This window comes from Paenibacillus sp. J22P277, from assembly GCF_059383675.1.
The window spans coordinates 101,558-117,854 of record NZ_JBXENS010000004.1; the positions used below are offsets into that span (position 1 = coordinate 101,558).

Here is a 16,297-nt window from a genome sequence, read left to right on the forward strand (position 1 = left end):
TTTCTGCCTCTAGCATAACATTTTTGAACACATTATGGTATGCTGTGGGGACCATTAACATATGAAGACGAGAGGTTATAGACATGACTGTAATGTGGAATATTCAGCTGTTTGCCGGCCTGTCCGATCGATTCGGCAGTCCCTCGATTCAACTCGAGCTCGCTCAGGTCGAGCTTACCGTGGCTCGGCTGAAACAAACGCTCGCCGAGCTTTACCCGGCGCACGCCGCGCTCATCGCCATCTCATTCCTGGCCAGCAACCAAGCCTACGCGACCGACGACCAGCTGCTCCATGCCGCGGACGAACTGGCCTTGCTCCCGCCCGTATCGGGCGGCGAGGACACCGTGACTGCCGCCGAGGCATCCTCCGCACAGGCAGACCGATACCGGATCACGTCCGATCCGTTGTCCGTCGAGGCCGTGACGGCGCTTGTCATCGTCCCCGATAACGGCGCGGCTCTTACTTTCACGGGTACGACAAGGGAGTGGACGCAGGGACAGCGGACCGTACGGCTCGAATACGAGGCCTATGTCCCCATGGCCGTGAAAACGCTCGAGCAGATCGGCGAAGAAATCGCGGCACGCTGGCCCGGAACGAAGTGCGCCATTTGGCATCGGACCGGAGTCGTGGATATTGCCGAGATCAGCGTCGTGATCGCCGTGTCCTCCCCCCACCGCGATGCCTGCTACGAGGCAAGCCGTTACGCGATCGAGCGGCTGAAACAAATCGTGCCGATCTGGAAACGCGAGATCTGGGAAGACGGATCCGAATGGAAAGGCTCTCAGCTGGGTCCGTGGAATCCGATCGCGCAGGGGAAATAGCGGTTCGTTAAAGAAACATTAACATGTAAAGCCTTGAATGCCGATAAGGAGTATAGCACTAGTTGCACGATATGCTCTTATTGCCATTTTTACATTTTATTGCTACCATTGACGTACCAATTGCCTATTTCATAGCCGCTTAGAGGTGGATCATGCGTATACACGTGACGGAGCTTAAAGCAGGGGACAAGTTAAGCCACGATACATTCAACTCCTATGGACTGCACGTGCTCTCCAAGGGTACGGATTTATTCGCGCGGGAAATATCGAAGCTCTTCCAGCATCAAATCGATTACGTCGATATCGACGCCAGGCCGTCGGAAGAACCGGCGATCCGCACGATCGAATCCGGCTTGAGCCCGAAATGGCTGCCTACGGTAGAGCCGATCTATCAAGACGCGGTCAGCGGTTGCGAACAATTGTTCATGGAAGCCTTCCAGAACGGCAAAATCGTGGAAGACGACGTCGTGCATACGTTCCAGCCCTTGGTCGACAACTTTAGAATGGAACGCGACGTCGTCTCCATGCTGCTCTTGTTGAATACGAAGGACGACTATACGTACCAACACTCCGTGCAAGTCGGCATGCTGGCTTATTTTCTCGCTTCGTGGCTCGATTACAGCGAAGAAGAATCCGTCAAGATCGGACAAGCCGGCTTCCTGCACGACATCGGCAAATGCCAAATCCAGGACACCATCTTGAACAAACCGGACAAGCTGTCATCGGACGAGTTCGAAACGATCAAGAAGCATACGATCTTCGGTCACCGTATCATCACGGATTCGTTCGGCGCTTCGCTCGCGGCTACCGTTGCGCTCGAGCATCATGAACGAATCGACGGCACCGGCTACCCGAATCGCATCGCCGGCTCAGACATGCATCCTGTCTCCAAAATCGTCGCCGTCGCCGACGTGTACAGCGCCATGATCTCTTCGCGGGTTTATCAGAAGAAGCGCGACCTGCTGTTCGTGCTCAAAGAGTTGTACCGAATGAGCTTCTCGGAGCTCGATCCGGAAACGACGCATACCTTCATCCGGCATATGATCCCGAATTTCATCGGCAAGCAGGTACAATTGGAAACCGGCGAGACCGGCACGATCATCATGACGCATTCCTCGGAATTTTTCAGGCCTTTGATCCGCGTCGAAGAGCGGTTTATCGATTTGACGGTCGAACGCGGCCTGGAAGTAAAGCATGTGTTTATGTAGCATATCAACGGCATTTAAAAAGCTCCGATACGCGGCTTCGCAAGAAGCCGGGCTCGGAGCTTTTTTATATCGACCGGAAGCTCTTCGGCGAAATTAACCGATCGAGCCTTCCATTTCGAATTTGATCAGACGGTTCATTTCGACCGCGTATTCCATCGGCAGCTCTTTCGTGAACGGCTCGATGAAGCCCATGACGATCATCTGCGTCGCTTCCGCTTCCGTCATTCCGCGGCTCATCAGGTAGAACAGCTGATCTTCGGATACTTTGGATACCGTCGCCTCATGCTCGAGCGTGATATTGTCGTTCATGATTTCGTTGTACGGAATCGTATCCGACGTGGACTGGTTATCCAAAATCAGCGTATCGCATTTGATGTTCGCTTTGGAGCCTTCGGAATTGCGTCCAAACGATGCCAAGCCGCGGTACGTGACTTTGCCGCCGTGCTTGCTGATCGATTTGGAGACGATCGTCGACGTCGTGTCAGGCGCAAGATGCGTCATTTTGGCGCCCGCATCCTGATGCTGGCCTTTACCCGCTACGGCGATGGAGAGCACCATGCCTTTCGCGCCGCGGCCTTTCAAGATGACGGCCGGGTATTTCATCGTCAGCTTGGAGCCGATGTTGCCGTCGACCCACTCCATCGTCGCGTTTTCTTCCGCAACCGCGCGTTTGGTCACGAGGTTGTAGATGTTCGGCGCCCAGTTCTGGATGGTCGTATAGCGGCAACGGGCGTTCTTGAGCACGAGGATCTCGACGACCGCGCTGTGCAGCGAGTTCGTGCTGTAGATCGGAGCCGTACAGCCTTCGACGTAATGCACGAAGCTGTCTTCGTCGGCCACGATCAGCGTACGCTCGAATTGGCCCATGTTTTCGGAGTTGATTCGGAAGTACGCCTGCAGCGGAATTTCGCATTTGACGCCTTTCGGCACGTAGATGAAGCTGCCGCCGGACCATACCGCGCTGTTGAGCGCCGCGAACTTATTGTCTGCCGGTGGAATGATCGTACCGAAGTATTGCTTGAAGATCTCCGGGTATTCGCGAAGCGCGGTATCGGTATCGGTGAAGATTACGCCCTGCTTCTCCAGGTCTTCCTGCATGCTGTGGTAGACGACCTCGGATTCGTACTGAGCGGATACGCCGGCGAGGAATTTCTGTTCCGCCTCCGGAATGCCCAGCTTGTCGAACGTTTCCTTGATCTCCGTGGGAACCTCTTCCCACGTCTTGCCTTGCTTCTCGGACGGACGGACGTAGTACTGGATATCGTCGAAATCCAAATCGTCCATGTTGCCGCCCCATTTCGGCATCGGCATTTTGTAGAATTGCTCGAGCGCCTTCAGACGGAACTCCAGCATCCATTCCGGTTCGTTTTTGATTTCCGAGATCGTGCGGACGATTTCGGGCGTCAGTCCTTTACCGGATTGGAAAATCGCCTTGTGCTCGTCGCGAAAGCCATACTTGTACTCTTCCAAATCGGGCATTTGCTTCGCCATTGTGATTGCCTCCTTCTTCTTGCTTCTATGCTTCGCGCGGGAGCGCGTTTGTTATTGCTGTTGTTGAAGCTCGATTCCTTTGCGCAATGCGTTCCAGGAGAGCGTCGCGCATTTGATCCGCGCCGGGAATTTCGTAACGCCTGACAGCGCTTCGATATCCTCCAGCTCATCGAACTCGGCGGTTTCGCCTTTGACCAACGACGAGAATTTCTCGGCCAGCGCCAGCGCTTCCTCCGTCGTTTTGCCTATGACCGCTTCCGTCATCATGGAAGCCGAGGACATGCTGATGGAGCAGCCTTCGCCGGTGAATTTGGCCTGCTTCACGACGTCGCCTTCCACCTGCAGCTGCAGCGTGATGCGGTCGCCGCAAGTGGGATTGTTCAGGTTGATCGTGAGCGCTTCGTCGTCCAAGGTGCCGCGGTTACGCGGGTTTTTGTAATGATCCATAATGACTCTGCGATACAAATCATCCAATTCCATAACCGAAGAACTCCTTTGTCTGATGGAGGCCGTCAATAAGCCGATCAACGTCCTCTTCGGTATTGTATAGATAAAAGCTTGCTCTTGCCGTCGAAGAAACATTCAGGTAACGCATGAGCGGTTGGCAGCAGTGATGGCCCGCGCGGACGGCAATGCCTTTCGTATCCAGCACCGTCGCCACGTCGTGGGGATGAACGTCGTTCAAATTAAACGTCACGAGACCCGCGCGATTCTCGGCGGGACCGAAGATCGAGATCCCCTCGATCATGCTGAGCCGGTCGTACGCGTACGCCGCAAGCTTGTGCTCGTGCCGCTGGATCTCGTCGAGGCCGACTTCGTTCAGGAAATCGATCGCCGCGCCGAGCCCGACGGCGCCGGCGATGATCGGCGTGCCGCCCTCGAACTTCCAAGGAAGCTCCTTCCACGTCGATTCGTACAGATCCACGTGATCGATCATTTCGCCGCCGAATTCGACCGGCTCCATCGCCTCGAGCAGCGCCTTCTTGCCGTATAACGCGCCGATACCGGTCGGGGCGCACATCTTGTGGCCCGAGAAGGCGTAGAAATCGCAGTCCAGATCGCGCACGTCGACTTTCATGTGCGGCGTGCTTTGCGCGCCGTCGACGACCATCTTGGCGCCGTGCTTATGCGCGATCGCCGTAATCTCTTTGATCGGATTCACGACGCCGAGGACGTTGGACACGTACATGACCGAGACGATCTTCGTCCGGTCCGTGATGGTCGCTTCGACGTCCGCTAGCCGAATGGAACCGTCCTTCTGAAGCGGAATATATTTGAGCGTCGCACCGGTCGCTTTCGCGGCCTGCTGCCAAGGGATGAGATTGGAGTGATGCTCCATTTGCGTGATGACGATCTCATCGCCTTCGCCGCAGACGGCTCTGGCATAGCTGGATGCAACGAGATTGAGCGCCGTCGTCGTTCCCCGCGTGAAAATGATTTCCTGCGGGCTCGCCGCATTCAGAAACTTGGCCGTTTTCTCGCGTGCTCCTTCATAGGCATCCGTCGCGCGCGAACCGAGCGTATGAACCCCGCGGTGCACGTTGGCATTGTCGTGCTCGTAATACCGGCTGACCGCATCAATGACGGAACGCGGCTTCTGGGAAGTCGCCGCGCTGTCCAAGTAAACGAGCGGATGCCCGTTTACGTCTTGATGCAGGATCGGAAATTGCTCCCTGATCGCTTGCACATTCATCCTTCAAGCTTCCTTTCCAGCAGACGCTGGAGCTGTTCCCGTACCGCCTCGATCGGAATTTCCGTCACGACCGGGGCCAGGAATCCGTAAATAATTAAGCGCTCCGCATCCTTTTTCGAAATGCCGCGGGACATCAAATAGTACACTTGCTCGGGATTGACTTGGCCGACGCTCGCCGCATGGCCGGCTTTGACGTCATCCTCGTCGATCAGCAGGATCGGGTTGGCGTCGCCGCGCGCTTTCGGGCTCAGCATTAGCACTTTCTCGGTCTGCTGGCCATTCGACTTCGTGGCGCCCTTCTCGATCTTCGTCACGCCGTTGATGATCGCCGTCGCTTGATCCTTCATTACCGCCCGGGTCACCATGTCGCTCTCGGTATTGCGTCCGAAATGGACCGCGCCGGTCGTGAGGCTCATTTGCTGCGTTTTGGAACCGATGCTGATGACCTTCGCATCCGATGACGAGCCGTTGCCTTTCAGCAAAGACTGGGTATCGGACAACGTGTGGCCATCATGGAGATCGCCGATGATCCATTCGATGCGGCCGTCGTTCTCGATGACGGCGCGGCGGACGGTGAGGTCGATCAAGTTGTCTTCCATATTGTGAACCGTCGCGTAACGAACATGCGCGCCCGGTCTAACGATGACTTCGACGATCGATTGCTTCGTGATCGGCTGCGCGGACCCGCCATACGTACTTACCACATTGTCCACGTACGTGACGCGGCTGTGGCTGTCGGCTACGAGGAGCACGCGCGGCGCGAAGGACGCTTCCGCGTCGTCGCTGTAGAGAAGCGCCTGCAGCGGCAGCTCGACTTCGACGTTCTTCGGCACGTACAGGAATACGCCGCCGTTCCAGATTGCCGATTGGAGCGCCGTCAGCTTGTTCTCGTCCTGCGGAACGGCTTGGAATAAATACTGCTGCACCAGATCGCCGTGCTCGCGGGCCGCGGTCTCCAAATCGGTGAAAATGACGCCTTGGGCAGCCAGCTCGGGAGCGAGCTGACGAAGCACGCTGGCGGAATTCCGCTGCACGATCAAGCCTGCAGGAGCCGTTCCGGCCAACTCGCGTACCGTCTCGGGCAGTTCCTCGGCCGAAGCGATCGCGGCCTGCTCCTTGTAATTGCCCACCGCCATCAAATTCCAGCGGTTGATGCGGACTTTCTCGGGCGTCGGCCATTCCAGCGTTTCCGCCAACTCGACGCCTTTCGTTCTGACTCCTTCAAGCCATGCCGGCTCGCCTTTGCTTTGGGACAATGCCGAAACGGTTTGGCGGTTTACCGGAGTTGATAGTTGTGTGCTCATTTCACTTGCTCCTCCTCCGATTAAACCTGTCCGACCGTTTCGTCCACGATGCCGAGTTCTTCTTTAACCCAGTCGTAGCCTTCGTTCTCAAGGCGTTCCGCCAGCTCGGGTCCGCCCGATTTGACGATGCGGCCCTGCATCATGACGTGCACGAAATCCGGCGTGATATAGTTCAGCAGGCGCTGATAGTGCGTGATGATCAAGAAGCCGCGTTCTTCGGAGCGCATCGCGTTCACGCCGTTCGCGACGATCCGCAGGGCGTCGATATCGAGACCGGAGTCGATTTCGTCAAGCACGACGATTTTCGGATCCAGCATCATCATTTGAAGAATCTCGTTCCGCTTCTTCTCGCCGCCGGAGAAGCCCTCGTTCAAGTAGCGGTGCATGAATTCCGGGTTCATCTCGAGTTCTTTCATCTTGCCTTCCATTTGGCGGATGAATTTGATCAGCGATATTTCCTTGCCTTCTTCGCGGCGGGCGTTGATCGCGCTGCGCAGGAAGTCGGAATTCGTCACGCCCGTGATTTCGCTCGGGTATTGCATGGCCAAGAACAAGCCGGCGCGCGCGCGCTCGTCGACGCCCATCTCCAGAAGCGCTTCGCCGTTCAACTCGACTTCGCCTTCCGTTACTTCGTATTTAGGATGACCCATGAGCGCCGACGCGAGCGTGCTTTTGCCCGTACCGTTCGGCCCCATGATGGCATGAACTTCTCCGCCCTTGATTTCAAGGTTGATGCCTTTCAAAATCTCTTTGCCTTCAATGGCGGCTTTCAAGCCATCGATTTTAAAATGTGTAGCCATGGTATACTGCTCCCTCCGAAAAGTCGCGTTGTTTCATATTGAAACAATTCCTCTTTAGTAATTACTCTAAATTGATTCTCACTGATTCTCAATTATATCTTAGTATAACTTCTGCCATAAAGCAATCGGCCCTAGTCCCCGCACGGGGTCCGGGCCCGTCTATCGGGCTAGCGCGGCGCGGATCTCCGCCGTCCTCCGCTCGAATTCCTCGTCGCTCAGGACCGGACGCGCCACGGCATCCCCGGCGAATTGCTCCAAGTTCACCCAGGATTTGCATCCCGTGTAGGCCTCCTGAATGGGAAGCCGAACAGGCTGGTCCAATAGGTAGACGCGCAGCAGCAACAGATGGAGCGGCTGCTTCCTTTTCCATTTTAGACGCTCTTCGGTAAATGTATCCGTCCAGATGTGATAATCGGCGAGCAGATCCACCGTCGCTTGATCGTGAATCTCGATATCGTCCGCCGCTTCGGCGTAAGCGGCGATCTCCAAGGTCGACGATCCGGGCGTCCAGGCGTCCAATACAGCTTTCAAATCGTCCCTGTACGCCTCCTTCAGCAGCTCCGGCCGTTGATGCTCGTATGCCGGAAGCAGGAAGAAGCGCGGCGATTTCAGCTGAAAATCCTTCGTTTCCTCGGCGATTCCTCCTTTACGGAGCACCATGATCTGCTTGCCTTCGGCAAGGGCTTTGACCGCTACCGCCCATTCCTTCAGCGCGATTTTTTGATCCATTTCGTTATCGCTGCCCATGTTCGTTTCAACCTCGCTTCGATCCATTTAGAATCATTATAACAAACCGAGGTATTCCAACGCGAAATAATTTTCGCTATACTATACTTATTTGAGGTCGAAGCGTACGCACGGCTGGCCCGATCTTCAACTATAACGATTCGGAGGTGGACTATTCTTGTCTGCTTATCATCCTTTAAACGTAACGGAGGCCGTTGCTATCGCCCGCGGCCTGGACGGCGTATTTCAACCGGACGCGCAGCTAACCTGCCGCGAGATCGGAGACGGCAACCTGAACCTGGTCTTTCATATCGCGGATCCCGCCGCGGGACGCAGCATCATCTTGAAACAAGCGCTCCCTTACGCGAAGGTCGTCGGCGAATCCTGGCCGCTCACGCTCGACCGCGCGCGCATCGAAAGCGAAGCGCTCCGCCTGGAAGGCAAGCTTGCGCCGGGCCTCGTTCCGTCGGTGTATTCCTACGATCAGGAGCTTGCGCTCACGGCCATGGAGGACTTGAGCGATCATGTCATCATGCGCCAAGGCTTGATGAACGGCTCCCGCTACCCGCTCTTCGCCGGGCATATCTCGACCTTCCTCGCGCAAACGCTGTTCTTCACGAGCGACCTAGGGCATAACCAGCAGGAGAAGAAGCTGCTGTCCCGCAGCTTCACGAATCCCGAGCTGTGCAAAATCACGGAGGATCTCATCTTCGACGATCCGTACCGCGATGCTGAATCAAACAGTTTCGAAGAAACGATCCGCGACGAAGCGCTGGCGCTGTGGAGCGACGGCGAGCTTCATCTGGAAGTCGCGATCCTTCGCGAGAAATTCCTGACGCACGCGCAGGCGCTGCTCCACGGCGATCTGCATACGGGCAGCATCTTCATCACGCAGGAATCGACCAAAGTCATCGATCCGGAATTCGCGTACTTCGGTCCGATGGGCTTCGATATCGGCGCCGTGCTCGCGAACCTGCTCCTGAATTACGCTTCGCGCGAAGGCAGGGACGGATCCGATGCCGAACGCGAAGATTACCGCGCTTATTTGCTCGATACCGTCACGGACGTCTGGGGCCAGTTCGAGGCCAAGTTCCTGACACTCTGGGACGAGCATGGCGTGGACCGGCTGGCAAATGCCGCGCAGGGCTATAAAGAGAACTACATGCAGCGCGTACTGCAGGACACGATCGGCTTCGCCGGCTGCAAAATGGTCCGGCGCATCGTCGGCCTGGCGCATGTCGCGGATATCGACAAGCTCGAAGACGCCGCCGCGCGCGAACGCGCGCAGCGCCTAGCACTCCGCATCGGCAAATCGCTGATCAAGCTGAACCGCAACGCTGTTTCCATCAACCAGCTCGTCGATACCGTTCGCGCGGCTTCTGCGGCGGTCAAGGCCTAAAGAAAGGAGTACGACACTATGGAATCTACCGCTTATCAAGGCTTGCAGTCCGTTATCTGGTCTGGCTCGCATCTGGATCTCCTCGACCAGCGCCTCCTGCCGGAAGAGATCGTCTACTTGCCGCTCGTTTCCGCAGAGGATGTTTGGGAGGCGATCCGCCACCTTAAAGTCCGCGGGGCGCCGGCCATCGGCATCGCCGCCGCTTACGGCGTCGTGCTGGGCAGCCGCGATGCCGCCGGCGAGAAGTCGGCGTGGCTCCAAACGGCGCGCGATGCGGCCGCTCATCTCGCGACATCGCGGCCTACGGCCGTCAATCTGTTCTGGGCGCTCGACCGGATGACGGCCCGCGCGGAGAAGCTCGCCGCATCCGATCTTGACCTCGCGGGCAGCAAGGAAGCGCTGCTTCAGGAAGCGATCGCCATTCAAAGCGAAGACGAAGCGACGAACCGCCTCATCGGCGAGCATGCGCTGACGCTCTTCCAGGACGGCATGGGCGTGCTGACGCACTGCAACGCTGGCGGGCTGGCAACGGCGAAATACGGCACGGCGCTGGCTCCGTTCTATCTCGCGCTGGAGCAAGGCATCAGCCTCCGCGTCTTTGCCGACGAGACCCGTCCCGTCCTGCAAGGCGCGCGGCTGACCGCGTTCGAGCTGCAGCAGGCCGGCGTCGACGTGACGCTCATCTGCGACAACATGGCCGGCATGGTCATGAGCAAAGGCTGGATCGACGCCGTCATCGTCGGAACGGACCGCGTCGCGGCCAATGGCGACGTCGCGAACAAGATCGGCACGTACAGCGTCGCCGTGCTCGCCAAAGCGCATAACATCCCTTTCTACGTGGCTTGCCCTTTGTCGACGATCGATTTGAACACGCCGTCCGGCGCCGAGATTCCGATCGAGGAACGCAGCCCGGAGGAGATCACGGAAGGCTTCGGCAAGCGAACGGCTCCGGCAGGCGTAAAGGTGTACAACCCCGCCTTCGACGTGACGCCGAACGAATACGTGACCGCGATCATTACGGAGAAAGGCATCATTCGCCCTCCGTTCGACGTGAATCTCAAAGCGTTGTTCGCCGATTTATAAACGGCGAGCAGCAGCCGCACGAAAAAGGCAGCACGCGCATGAATCCATGCGTCGTGCTGCCTTTTCGCTTTCCCGCCCGATTGAACGCCGGCGGATCGAATTGCCGCCGGATCGAACTTTAGCCGGATCGAATTAAATCCCGCCCGTCACCAAAACTTCCAGGACGACTTCTTGCATACGTTGGGGCGGGTCTCGTGGATGAGCTGGCCGACCCCGCCTTGCTCGAGTTTCTCGATGAGCGCGTCGAAACCGCGGTCCAATTTATACTGCATTTCCTCCTCGTACAACGGCACGATGGCGTAGAAACGGATCAAACGATCGTCGTCCATCCGCAGCGTCTGAAACTCCGAAGCCGCATCGAGGGGCGGAAGCAGGACGAAGCCGTTTTGCTTCGTTCGGGCGGAAAGCCGCTTTGCGGGGTTCCCGTTCGGCATCGTATGAGAGATCGCGAGCCAACTGCCGTATTCATGCGGGAACCTCGCCAGCTTCTTCAACCAGAAAACCGGCCAGTAATGGTCCATGTTCTGAAAGGCCTCCTGCGAAATGGGCCAAGACGCCGGCAGGAACACCATCAACTCCGCGTACCGATAATCCGGCAATGGTTCCGGCGCATTCATCGGCTTGTAGCTCATGCCCGTCGTGAACAACGTGTGGTAGTTCCGTTCCGGCGAAGGTTTGATCCAATGCACGTCCACATGAACGAGATCGGAAATGATCTCGTGAAACACGGCCTCCACCTCGCCGTATTGGCTTTCCACATGCGACTGAATTTTCTCCATCCAACCTTCTTCGCCGAAGTCCGGCGCTTCCCACTCCCGTTCCCGCAGCTCGTACTTGTAGACCGGTTGGCCCGAGGCCGTGTATTCCGTTGGTTTCACCATATGTATCCCCCCTGCTTTCCAGGCTGGCGATGCGAGCCTATTCGTATAATTTGACAGAACCTGTCGAATCTCCTTGTTCATCCCAAGTAAAATGCTGACAAAAAAATCCCCCCTAGCGCTGCCGCACCGAACGTCAGAAGAAGAACGTCGCGGCCGACCGCTGCAGGAGGGCTCGAATCGCTATCTATACCATCAAGAGAAGGGCGTCCGCCCCTTTCATGCCTACCGTAATGCCAAGCGCTTCGGCCGTTCCCGTCACCGATTCAAGGGGAGCCGCCATCAATTCTTCCAGCGTCCTCACGCCGACTGCACGGCCGGCGATAATGCCCCGGTCCTTCAATCGTTCGTTCAGCAGCGCGACGTCCAGCGCGCCGCACATGATATAGCCTTTATCCGTCGCGACGGCCAACAGCGTCGTCTTCGGCAGAAGCACTTCCACGCCGAGAGCCGTACTGCCGTCCGCAAGCGAAATCGGCACCATTCGCATCATCCGAGCCACCTCCTCCCGCGCTTGCCGCTCGAGCATTCCCTTCGGGAAATCGCTTCTTCACTATATGCCGCGCCGCACCGCGGAGTGTTGGCGGATATACCGGTTAACAATTACATTATGAAGCAATAGGACTACTTAAATTAGGGCTTTGGTGGTATGATGGATTTACCTTAAGAACTAATTGGAGCCGGAAAATGAACCTCAAACACAAAAGCGAAAAACAGTTGGCCGCCCATTTGTTTAACGTTGATTTGCTCGTCGAAAGCGAATCCGCCGCCGAGGCTCTGGAACAGCTGCTCCGCCTGCTGAATAAAGCCGGATTCGCCGATTACCGGATCAAATCGGGTATGGAACTGGGAAGGTTGATCGAAACGCTGGAAGCGCAGGCCGAGCCCAAGGCTATCCCTGTCGAGCTCCCCTCGCCTCGACAGCAGGCGGATCCTGCCCCGTCCGTCATGGAGCGCATCAAAGGCTTTATTGCGAACAATACCCTGATTCGCATAACGGTCAACAAAGGCTTCGGCATCAGACTGAATATTCCGTGCCGCCTCATTAACTTGGACGAGTCGTCCCAAATCCTGACGGTATACCATGTGGACGAGAAACAAGTGTATACGTTCAGCTTGAACGAAATCGACGATTTCACTTAAACGCGGACGAGCCGCCCCGTCGTCAAATCCTCAACGCAAAACGAGCCCCTCCTGCCTTCGTAATCGGCGCGGAGCGGCTCGTTTTTCGTGCCTATGAGACAGGGATTCACGTAGAAGAATCGACATGCACGGCTTCTATTCGCTGCTGCTTTTGGCTTTCCAGATCGAATAGGCGGCTAGCCCCCACGCGACGATGAACGCGAGTCCGCCGAACGGAGTAATGATGCCGATCCACTTCACGTCGGACAAGCTAAGCGCGTACAAGCTTCCCGAGAACAGGAAGATCCCCAGATGCATCAGGCGGGCGGCCCAGCGGATTTGTTGGTTATTTTTGCCGATGCGGTCGGCGGCCAAGGCGATGAGCAGCAGTCCGATGGCGTGAAACATGTGATAGCGGACGCCCGTCTCGAATACGTTCAGCATTTCCTCCGTCAATCGGTCTTTCAGGCCGTGGGCGCCGAATGCGCCCAGCGCAACGGCCAGCAGCGCATGAATCGCGCCGTACGCCCCGTATTTGTTAAACATCTTCCTTTCTTCATCCTTTCCAATGTCTGTAAAATGAGTTAGAATATACGATATCGAACGACCGCATAGAGGAGTGGATCTCTCCGTGGATGAGCAAGAACCTAATCGGTACGATTATCCGCCCAACGGCGATGCTTCCTATCCGACGCCCGATGATCCGCCGAAGAAAACCCAATCCAAATTGGGGATCGCTTCGTTCATTATCGGACTCGTCGGCCTGGTCGTTGTCGTCATCGCGATTATCGTGACGACAACGTTTATTATGGACCAGATCGGGAACGAGGGCAACTACGAGACCTTCCTGTCGGAGCTCGAAAACGGGAACGGCGATCTCGGCGATCTGATGCCGATCGTCACGGCGGGCCTGCTGATGCTGTTCTCCTCCGCCTGTTGCCTCGTCGGGCTGATCCTGGGCATCGTCGGCGCCTGCGCCAAAGGCAAGCACAAAGCGTTCCCCATCATCGGCATCGTCGTGAACGCCTTGCTGCCCGTCGGGTTTATCGCCCTTTTCACGCTTGGGCTTGCGATGGGCGGCGGAACCGCATAGAAACAAACGCAAGGAGGGAACGCGGGTGACCGCCGTCCCTCCTTTTGTCATGCCCGCACGCCGCTTGCGGAAATGCGCCGGGGTTCGCCTGCAGGCATTTTGCCTCACATATCGAGCCGCGACGTGAATAGAATGAATAACAACAAGCTCAATCGGTTTGGGAGGTGTCTACGCATGGCAGATAATAATGGAACGCTGTATACCGTGTCGCGTGAGGATTGGTCGCTTCACCGGAAAGGGCATCAGGATCAGGCCAGACACCAGCAGAAAGTCCGCGAGGCGATCAAGCAAAATTTGCCGGACCTCGTCTCCGAGGAAAACATTATCATGTCGGACGGCAAGCAGGTCATCAAAGTGCCGATCCGCAGCTTGGATGAATTCCGCTTCGTCTACAATTTCAATAAAAACAAGCATGTCGGCCAAGGCGACGGCGACAGCCAGGTCGGGGACGTGCTCGGCGTCGATCCCGCTTCGCAGAAGGGCGGCAAGGGCGAGAACGCCGGCGATCAGCCCGGCGACGATATCGTCGAAGCCGAGATCAGCCTCGCGGAGCTCGAAACGATGCTGTTCGAGGAGCTGGAGCTGCCCTTCCTGAAGCAAAAGGACCGCGATCAGCTGGAAACCAAGGAAATCCGGTTCAACGATATCCGCAAGAAAGGCATCATGTCGAACATCGACAAGAAGCGGACCATTCTCGAGAATCTGAAGCGCAACGCGACAAGCGGCGTGCCGGGCATTCACGGGATCTCGCCCGACGATCTTCGTTATAAGACCTGGGAAGAAATCGTGAAGCCACAATCCAATGCCGTCATACTCGCGATGATGGATACGAGCGGAAGCATGGGGAGCTTCGAGAAATACGTGGCCCGCAGCTTCTTCTTCTGGATGACCCGCTTCCTCCGCCATCAATACGAGCATGTGGAAATCGTCTTCATCGCGCATCATACCGAGGCGAAGGAAGTGACCGAGGAAGAGTTCTTCACCCGCGGCGAAAGCGGCGGCACGATCTGTTCCTCCGCCTACATCAAGGCGATCGATATCATCGACAACCGCTTCCCGCCTTCCATGTACAACATCTACCCGTTCCATTTCTCCGACGGCGACAACCTGACGAGCGACAACGAGCGCTGCGTCAAGCTGATCGGCGAGCTGCTGAAGCGGGCCAACCTGTTCGGCTACGGCGAGGTCAACCAATACAACCGTTCGAGCACGCTGATGTCCGCCTACAAGCACATCAATTTGCCGAACTTCATGCACTACGTCATCAAGGAAAAAGGCGAGGTCTACAACGCGCTGAAATCCTTCTTCCGCAAACGGGAGCTTGCCGTATAACGGGAACGCAGCAAGAGATCATGACAACGATCAAAAAGCCTCCGCGGCGCCGGGATCTCCCCCGTCAGCCGCGGAGGCTTCTTTTATCCCCCCAATTGCCTCGACGTTCCCCTTGACCCGAGCTTGCCGCTATTGTAGACAATGAACGTCGCGAGTCCGGCGAGCCCGAAGCAGCCCGCGCCGGACAGCAGGTACGATAACGGTACAGCGTCGGACAAGTACGTGCTGAGCAGCGGGCCGATCGTGCCCCGGATGCCGAAGAGCATGAAATGCAATCCGACGACGACCGCTTCCCGGCCTGGCGCGAGCCGGAACATGTACGCGAGGAACCCGATGTCCCATATCGCGTCGCCGATGCCTTGGATGCCGCTTCCGATCAGCACCGCGCCGTAATTGCCGAGCAGCGCGTAGCAGAACGGCACGATGCTGAAGGCCGCCAGCCCGAATGCGACCGTGTGCTTCGCGGACAGCTTGTCGATGACGCGGCCGCATACGTAGTATGATGAGAGCAGACAGATGAAGTACGTCGCGCGCGCGATGCCGATTTGCGTATTGGACAGTTCGAGCCGGTCGACCTGCATGATATTGTAAAGCGGTACCGCCACGAGATTGCCGAAGCCGGTGAACGTGCAGGCAAGGAAGAAGACGGCGATCTCCTTGTTTTGCTTGACGAGCTGCAGCTGCTCGCCGAGATTGAATCGTTTGGCGCCGAGCAGCTTCGGCGGCGCGGCTTTCCGCGCCTTGACCCGCGAGAATACGAGGATGGACAGCACGCCGGTCGCCGCGGCGAACAGCAGCGGACCCGTCGGACCCGTCGCGTCGGTCCATTTGCCGATGACGAACGCCACGGGAACCATCAGCCCTCCCATGAAAACCCGGGTATTGCCCATCAGCTTCCCCCGATGCTCCGGCGGATACATGCGAATGACGAGCGCGGCGTAGCCTGGCGATTGGATGCCCATCAGCATCTGAAAGCAAAGCGCGGCGGCGACGTAGACGAGCGGCACGCCGAAGAACGCCGGCAGCACGATCAGCGCCCGCGCGATGAGGTTCGGAATGACCACGTACGGCTTCGGATCCGACCGTTCGATGATTGCGGCCCACAGCGGCGAGAACAGCAGTCCGACCGCCGGCGCAGCCGAAATGATGCCGACCTGCAGATTGGACGCACCCTGCTGAATGGCCATCGGGAGATAAAACTGGTTGAACACGACATTGAAGAAGCTGAATAATACGGAAGCGCCTACATCAATACGGAAATTATGCCACGCTCGAGGCCCGAGGCTCAGCTTGACGGAATCCAGCTTGGTTTTGAATGCGATCATGACGGTCGGCAATCCTCTCCGG

Annotated in this window: 17 protein-coding genes; 7 read left to right on the forward strand and 10 right to left on the reverse strand. The window is 57.1% G+C overall.

The genetic code is table 11. The features are described from left to right. Positions 1 to 83 precede the first annotated feature (83 nt). Together AC50YL_RS13780 and AC50YL_RS13785 are read left to right on the forward strand one after the other, a co-directional pair. On the forward strand, positions 84 to 821 hold the full coding sequence (locus tag AC50YL_RS13780; protein ID WP_494832739.1) for a molybdenum cofactor biosynthesis protein: 738 nt from the start codon (positions 84 to 86) through the stop codon (positions 819 to 821). 152 nt (positions 822 to 973) lie between these two features. Beyond that, positions 974 to 2,029 (forward strand): HD-GYP domain-containing protein, encoded by a 1,056-nt coding sequence (locus AC50YL_RS13785; RefSeq protein ID WP_494832741.1) that lies wholly within the window; start codon positions 974 to 976, stop codon positions 2,027 to 2,029. 93 nt (positions 2,030 to 2,122) lie between these two features. On the opposite strand, the gene sufB is transcribed toward AC50YL_RS13785, so the two are convergent. From sufB to AC50YL_RS13815, 6 genes are all read right to left on the reverse strand, one after another. Continuing rightward, a complete protein-coding gene (gene sufB, locus AC50YL_RS13790) occupies positions 2,123 to 3,520 on the reverse strand; it encodes a Fe-S cluster assembly protein SufB (RefSeq protein ID WP_494832743.1) in 1,398 nt (465 codons plus the stop codon). A 51-nt stretch (positions 3,521 to 3,571) separates the two neighbouring features. Then, positions 3,572 to 4,000 carry a Fe-S cluster assembly sulfur transfer protein SufU gene (gene sufU / locus AC50YL_RS13795; protein WP_494832745.1) on the reverse strand — a complete coding sequence of 143 codons (429 nt, stop codon included), beginning with the start codon at positions 3,998 to 4,000 and terminating at the stop codon, positions 3,572 to 3,574. Further along, entirely contained in the window at positions 3,987 to 5,213 is a 1,227-nt protein-coding gene (locus AC50YL_RS13800) for a cysteine desulfurase (RefSeq protein WP_494832747.1), read from the reverse strand. The genes sufU and AC50YL_RS13800 overlap by 14 nt, the downstream gene beginning before the upstream one ends. Continuing rightward, positions 5,210 to 6,517 (reverse strand): Fe-S cluster assembly protein SufD, encoded by a 1,308-nt coding sequence (gene sufD, locus AC50YL_RS13805; protein ID WP_494832749.1) that lies wholly within the window; start codon positions 6,515 to 6,517, stop codon positions 5,210 to 5,212. The genes AC50YL_RS13800 and sufD overlap by 4 nt, the downstream gene beginning before the upstream one ends. 20 nt (positions 6,518 to 6,537) lie before the next feature. Beyond that, positions 6,538 to 7,317 carry a Fe-S cluster assembly ATPase SufC gene (gene sufC / locus AC50YL_RS13810; RefSeq protein ID WP_161744911.1) on the reverse strand — a complete coding sequence of 260 codons (780 nt, stop codon included), beginning with the start codon at positions 7,315 to 7,317 and terminating at the stop codon, positions 6,538 to 6,540. Positions 7,318 to 7,476: 159 nt separating this feature from the next. After that, positions 7,477 to 8,064 carry a DUF1802 family protein gene (locus AC50YL_RS13815; protein ID WP_494832751.1) on the reverse strand — a complete coding sequence of 196 codons (588 nt, stop codon included), beginning with the start codon at positions 8,062 to 8,064 and terminating at the stop codon, positions 7,477 to 7,479. 157 nt (positions 8,065 to 8,221) lie between these two features. Here AC50YL_RS13815 and mtnK point away from each other — a divergent pair, with 157 nt between their 5' ends. After that, on the forward strand, positions 8,222 to 9,442 hold the full coding sequence (gene mtnK / locus AC50YL_RS13820) for an S-methyl-5-thioribose kinase (protein ID WP_494832753.1): 1,221 nt from the start codon (positions 8,222 to 8,224) through the stop codon (positions 9,440 to 9,442). An 18-nt stretch (positions 9,443 to 9,460) separates the two neighbouring features. After that, positions 9,461 to 10,525: an S-methyl-5-thioribose-1-phosphate isomerase gene (gene mtnA, locus AC50YL_RS13825; protein WP_494832755.1), complete on the forward strand. Its 1,065-nt coding sequence runs from the start codon at positions 9,461 to 9,463 to the stop codon at positions 10,523 to 10,525. Positions 10,526 to 10,671: 146 nt separating this feature from the next. On the opposite strand, the gene AC50YL_RS13830 is transcribed toward mtnA, so the two are convergent. Both AC50YL_RS13830 and AC50YL_RS13835 read right to left on the reverse strand, forming a co-directional pair. Next, positions 10,672 to 11,406, reverse strand: a complete 735-nt coding sequence (locus AC50YL_RS13830) for a suppressor of fused domain protein (RefSeq protein WP_494832757.1) — start codon at positions 11,404 to 11,406, stop codon at positions 10,672 to 10,674. A 184-nt stretch (positions 11,407 to 11,590) separates the two neighbouring features. Further along, on the reverse strand, positions 11,591 to 11,896 hold the full coding sequence (locus AC50YL_RS13835; protein WP_161744915.1) for a YunC family protein: 306 nt from the start codon (positions 11,894 to 11,896) through the stop codon (positions 11,591 to 11,593). Between the two features lie 194 nt (positions 11,897 to 12,090). On the opposite strand from AC50YL_RS13835, the gene AC50YL_RS13840 reads away from it, so the two are divergent. Further along, positions 12,091 to 12,546 carry a hypothetical protein gene (locus AC50YL_RS13840; protein WP_494832758.1) on the forward strand — a complete coding sequence of 152 codons (456 nt, stop codon included), beginning with the start codon at positions 12,091 to 12,093 and terminating at the stop codon, positions 12,544 to 12,546. Positions 12,547 to 12,681: 135 nt separating this feature from the next. Here the strand turns inward: AC50YL_RS13840 and AC50YL_RS13845 are convergent, their stop codons facing one another. Then, positions 12,682 to 13,071 carry a DUF423 domain-containing protein gene (locus tag AC50YL_RS13845; RefSeq protein WP_494832759.1) on the reverse strand — a complete coding sequence of 130 codons (390 nt, stop codon included), beginning with the start codon at positions 13,069 to 13,071 and terminating at the stop codon, positions 12,682 to 12,684. A gap of 85 nt (positions 13,072 to 13,156) precedes the next feature. Between AC50YL_RS13845 and AC50YL_RS13850 the strand changes: the two genes are divergently transcribed. Both AC50YL_RS13850 and yhbH read left to right on the forward strand, forming a co-directional pair. After that, positions 13,157 to 13,618: a hypothetical protein gene (locus AC50YL_RS13850; protein ID WP_494832760.1), complete on the forward strand. Its 462-nt coding sequence runs from the start codon at positions 13,157 to 13,159 to the stop codon at positions 13,616 to 13,618. 174 nt (positions 13,619 to 13,792) lie between these two features. Further along, positions 13,793 to 14,950: a sporulation protein YhbH gene (gene yhbH, locus AC50YL_RS13855; RefSeq protein ID WP_494832762.1), complete on the forward strand. Its 1,158-nt coding sequence runs from the start codon at positions 13,793 to 13,795 to the stop codon at positions 14,948 to 14,950. Between the two features lie 83 nt (positions 14,951 to 15,033). Here the strand turns inward: yhbH and AC50YL_RS13860 are convergent, their stop codons facing one another. After that, entirely contained in the window at positions 15,034 to 16,275 is a 1,242-nt protein-coding gene (locus tag AC50YL_RS13860; protein WP_494832763.1) for an MFS transporter, read from the reverse strand. Between the last annotated feature and the right edge of the window lie 22 nt (positions 16,276 to 16,297).

Coding starts and splice junctions, on each gene's coding strand:
- AC50YL_RS13780 (WP_494832739.1), top strand. CDS start 84: ATGACTGTAATGTGGAATATTCAGCTGTTTGCCGGCCTGTCCGATCGA.
- AC50YL_RS13785 (WP_494832741.1), top strand. CDS start 974: ATGCGTATACACGTGACGGAGCTTAAAGCAGGGGACAAGTTAAGCCAC.
- sufB (WP_494832743.1), bottom strand. CDS start 3,520: ATGGCGAAGCAAATGCCCGATTTGGAAGAGTACAAGTATGGCTTTCGC.
- sufU (WP_494832745.1), bottom strand. CDS start 4,000: ATGGAATTGGATGATTTGTATCGCAGAGTCATTATGGATCATTACAAA.
- AC50YL_RS13800 (WP_494832747.1), bottom strand. CDS start 5,213: ATGAATGTGCAAGCGATCAGGGAGCAATTTCCGATCCTGCATCAAGAC.
- sufD (WP_494832749.1), bottom strand. CDS start 6,517: ATGAGCACACAACTATCAACTCCGGTAAACCGCCAAACCGTTTCGGCA.
- sufC (WP_161744911.1), bottom strand. CDS start 7,317: ATGGCTACACATTTTAAAATCGATGGCTTGAAAGCCGCCATTGAAGGC.
- AC50YL_RS13815 (WP_494832751.1), bottom strand. CDS start 8,064: ATGGGCAGCGATAACGAAATGGATCAAAAAATCGCGCTGAAGGAATGG.
- mtnA (WP_494832755.1), top strand. CDS start 9,461: ATGGAATCTACCGCTTATCAAGGCTTGCAGTCCGTTATCTGGTCTGGC.
- AC50YL_RS13830 (WP_494832757.1), bottom strand. CDS start 11,406: ATGGTGAAACCAACGGAATACACGGCCTCGGGCCAACCGGTCTACAAG.
- AC50YL_RS13835 (WP_161744915.1), bottom strand. CDS start 11,896: ATGATGCGAATGGTGCCGATTTCGCTTGCGGACGGCAGTACGGCTCTC.
- AC50YL_RS13840 (WP_494832758.1), top strand. CDS start 12,091: ATGAACCTCAAACACAAAAGCGAAAAACAGTTGGCCGCCCATTTGTTT.
- AC50YL_RS13845 (WP_494832759.1), bottom strand. CDS start 13,071: ATGTTTAACAAATACGGGGCGTACGGCGCGATTCATGCGCTGCTGGCC.
- yhbH (WP_494832762.1), top strand. CDS start 13,793: ATGGCAGATAATAATGGAACGCTGTATACCGTGTCGCGTGAGGATTGG.
- AC50YL_RS13860 (WP_494832763.1), bottom strand. CDS start 16,275: ATGATCGCATTCAAAACCAAGCTGGATTCCGTCAAGCTGAGCCTCGGG.